At 74.4% G+C, this 4,144-nt stretch carries 1 protein-coding gene; it reads right to left on the reverse strand.

The window, feature by feature from the left end:
- Window positions 1-226 precede the first annotated feature (226 nt).
- Window positions 227-3,751 (reverse strand): DNA polymerase III subunit alpha, encoded by a 3,525-nt coding sequence (locus AXW62_RS39235; RefSeq protein WP_060948517.1) that lies wholly within the window; start codon window positions 3,749-3,751, stop codon window positions 227-229.
- Window positions 3,752-4,144 lie beyond the last annotated feature (393 nt).

Raw genomic sequence — 4,144 nt, forward strand, 5'->3', positions numbered from 1 at the left:
CCGGACCCGAACCCGGACACGGGCGCAGCCCCAATCCCAGCCCCGAACCCAAGCCCACCCCCAGACCCAACCCCGAGCCCAAGCCCAAGCCCAGACCCAACCTCGAACCCACCCCCACTCCCAACCCCGAACACAGCCCCAAGCACCCCCGGGCGTGGCCCGGGCCGGAGGCCGGGGCCTGGGGTGGTGCCGAACGCACGGCGGGGCTGGCGCCCCTTCGGCGCGTTCATCCCGCGCTCCCCGGACTCGCGTGCCACAGCTTGCGGCCGGTGGCGGCCCCGTCGCCCGCGGGCTGGAGGTCGGCCCAGGGGTGCATGGCGTAGCCGGTGGGCATCTCGATGCGGCGGCCGGAACCGGAGTCCGTCCCGGCCGTCTCCGGGCCCGCCCCGGCCAGTTCGGCGGCGACCGCCTCGAGGCCGCCCTCCTTCCTGAGCCGGGCCAGTTCGGCGAGGTTCCACACGGCCGAGCCGACGACGCTGAGGCTGCGCGGGCCGCGCCGCTGGACCACGCCGCGTACGAGCAGCAGCCAGGAGTGGAAGACGGTGTGCGCGCACGCCGCGTGGCTGTCGTCGAAGAAGGCGCAGTCGACCAGCCCCGTACCGTCGTCCAGCGTGGTGAAGATGACCCGGCGCCCCGAGCGGATCGGCGGGGTCTGGGTGGCGGCCTTGGCCCCGGCGACGAGCACGGTCTGCCCGTGCGGCGCGTCGCGCAGCCGTTTCGCGGGGATGGCGCCCAGCTCTTCCAGGAAGTCCCGGTGGTCGCCCATCAGATGGCGGGAGACGTCCATGCCGAGGATGCCGAGCTCGGCGCCGAGGCGTTCGTCCGCGTCGAGGTCGGGGAGTCCGGCGGGGGCGGCGGGGCCGGTTTCGGCCAGCGGGAGCTGGCCCTCGGCGTCGCGCCGGGCGGCGCCCCGCTGCTGCCGGTGCAGCTCGGCGATCTGCAGCAGCAGATCGCGGCGGCTCGCGCCGAACGCGTCCAACGCGCCGACCTGGGCCAGCCGTTCGGCCACCGGCCGGCCGGGGTGGGCGCGCCACCACAGGTCCTGGAGCGAGGAGTACGGCTGTCCGGCCGCGATCCGCTCGGTCTCGGCCTCGCTGATGCCGTGGACGTCGCTCAGGGCCAGCCGGATCCCGATGGTCTCCTCACCCCCGGAACCACCAGACGTCAGTTCGATGCGATAGGCGGCCCCCGACCGGTTCACATCCAGCGGCAGGATCGGCACCCCGCGCCGCCGCGCGTCCGCCAGCAGCAGCCGCTTGGGGTACATCCCGGGGTCATGGGTGAGCAGCCCGGCGTAGAAGGCCGCCGGATGGTGCGCCTTGAGCCAGGCGGACTGGTACGTCGGGACCGCGAAGGCGACGGCGTGCGCCTTGCAGAAGCCGTACGAGCCGAACGCCTCGACGATCTCCCAGGTGCGCTGCCGCACCTCCGGCGAGTAGCCCCGCTTCTCCGCCTCCGCGTGGAACCAGGCCCGCACCCGCCCCTGCCGTTCGGGATCGGACAGCGCACGCCGCGCCTCGTCGGCGAGGTCCCGTTCACAACCGGTCATGATCGACACGATCTTGATGATCTGCTCGTGGAAGACCACGACCCCGTAGGTCTCGCGCAGCGCGTCCTCCAGGTCCGGATGCGGATAGCGCGCGGGCTTGCGGCCGTGCCGGGCGTCGATGAAGGGCCGGACCATGTCGGCGGCCACCGGACCCGGCCGGAAAAGCGATATGTCGACCACGAGGTCGTGGAAGGAGGTGGGCTGCAACCGGCCGAGGAGATCGCGCTGACCGGGCGATTCGATCTGGAAGCAGCCGAGTGTCTCGGTGGAGCGGATCAGGTCGTAGGTGGCCGGATCGCCGGGCCGGACCTGCCCGGGGTCGTCGATGTCCACGACCCGCCCGGTGGTCCGCCGGATCTCCGCGACCGCGTGCGCCATCGCGGACTGCATCCGCACACCGAGGACGTCGAGTTTGAGCAGTCCGAGCTCTTCCACGTCATCCTTGTCGAACTGCGCCATCGGGAAGCCCTCGCCGCTGGTCGGCACGATGGGCGTACGGGCCAGCAGCCCGGCGTCCGAGAGCAGCACCCCGCAGGGGTGCATGGCCATGCCACGGGGCAGCCCGTCGAGCGCCTCGACCAGCTCCCAGAACCTGCCGAAACGTTCCTGCTCCGCGGTCGCCTCGCGGAGCGCCCGCAGCTCGGGCAGTTCCGCGAGCGCCGCGCGGGCATCGCGGGCGCGGATGTGCGGGAAGGACTTGGCCACCCGGTCCACCTCGGCCGGGTCCATGCCGAGCGCCGCGCCCACGTCCCGTACGGCATGGCGCACCCGGTAGGTCTCGGGCATCGAGACGGTCGCGACCCGCTCCGCCCCGAACCGTTCGAAGATCGCGCGATAGACGTCCAGCCGGCGCGCGGACTCCACGTCGATGTCGATATCGGGCAGCGCGGCCCGCCGCACCGACAGGAAGCGCTCCATCAGCAGACCGCTGGCGACGGGGTCGGCATGGGCGATGCCCAGCAGATGGTTGACGAACGACCCGGCGCCGGAGCCGCGGGCGGCCACCCGGATGCCGAGCGCCCGGGTGTCGTCGACGACCTGCGCGACGGTGAGGAAGTACGAGGCGAAGCCGAGCCGTTCGATGGTGCGCAGCTCGTCCTCCAGCCGCTCCCAGCGCGCCCGGTCGCGGTCGTACCCCCGCAGCACCATGGCGGCGGCGCAGCGCGACCGCAGCACCCGTTCGGCGCTCCGCCGCCCGGCCCCGACCAGACGGGGCTCGGGGAAGTGGACGCTGCCCAGGCCGATGTGGCCCTCGGGGTCGACCAGACACGCGGCGGCGGTGCGCCGGGTCTCCTCCAGCAGCCGGTGGGCGGCGTCCCGCCGCATCCCCGCCGCCTCCACGATCCGCTCGGCCGCCCGCGCCATGTCCCGGGGGCCCTTGAGCCAGCGCTCACCGCTGTCGAGGGTGGCGGGGTCGCGCGGGTCGACGGGGACGAGCCGACGGGCCGCGTCCAGGACATCGGCGACCGGCCCCTCCCCCGGGTCCGCATAGCGGACGGCGTTGCTCAGCACGGCCGGTACGCCCTGGTCGGCGGCGAAGCCGACGGTACGGGCGGCCAGCCGCAGCGAGCCCGGACCGGTGCCGGCCCGGCCGTGCCACACGGCTTCCAGCCGCAGCGCGTCGCCGAAGAGTTCCCGCCAGGAGGCGATCAGCCGCTCGGCCCGGTCGGGGCGCCCGGCGGCCAGGGCCCGGACGACGTCGGAGTCCGGGCCGAGCAGCACGGTCAGCGGGGCGAGCGCACCGGCCGCGCCCGCCAGATCGTGCCAGTGCAGCAGGGGCAGCCCGTCGCCGCTGGTCCGGGCAGTCCCGGGGTGAGCGAGCCCCGCGTGGGCGGCGGAGACCAGCCCGCACAGCGCGGCCCAGCCCGCCGCGCCGTCCCGGGCGAGGAAGACCGCCCGGGGCGCGGACTCGTCGATGAACGCCCCGCCGCGCACGGGTGTGCGGCGCCGGGCGGTGCGCTCCGGCCCCGGGGCCTCCCACGCACCGCTCCGCACGGCGAGGTCGACCCCGAAGAGCGGCCGCACCCCCGCGCGCTCACAGGCCCTGGCGAACCGCACCGCTCCGGCGAGGCTGTCGCGGTCGGTCAGCGCGATCGCGTCCATGCCGCGCTCGGCGGCACGCTGCGCCAGCCGCTCCGGGTGCGCGGCCCCGTACCGCATGGAGAACCCGGACGCGGTGTGCAGATGCGTGAAGCCTGGCATCCACACCTCCCGCTGCTCACACCCCCTGACCGACCCTGCTTGGCTCACGCCCCACCATAACCCCATTCTCGAACACGCGTGCGAGTCCGGTCGATCGTGCCTCCATATCCACCTTAAGCACCTCAAAACACTCCGGAATCCCACGTGTCGCCTCATGTCAGCGGCACGCGGAGTGATGCGCGAAACGCCGCCCGGACGGCGGCCGACTGGCGACCGGAGGCGACGCCGAGGCGGCAGACCGGGCCCCTGGGCGGCGAGTGGGGCTGACGCCCCCTTCCGACAACGTGAGGCCGTCGGCGAACCCCCGTCCCCACCCGCAACCGGACCCCGGCCTCGCACCTTCGCAACCGACTCCCGACCCCCGGCCCCGCACCCCACAGCCGGCCCCCGACC

The sequence above is a fragment of the Streptomyces hygroscopicus subsp. hygroscopicus genome (genome assembly GCF_001553455.1).
GTDB classification, from domain to species: Bacteria; Actinomycetota; Actinomycetes; order Streptomycetales; family Streptomycetaceae; genus Streptomyces; species Streptomyces hygroscopicus.

Coding starts and splice junctions, on each gene's coding strand:
- AXW62_RS39235 (WP_060948517.1), bottom strand. CDS start 3,751: ATGCCAGGCTTCACGCATCTGCACACCGCGTCCGGGTTCTCCATGCGG.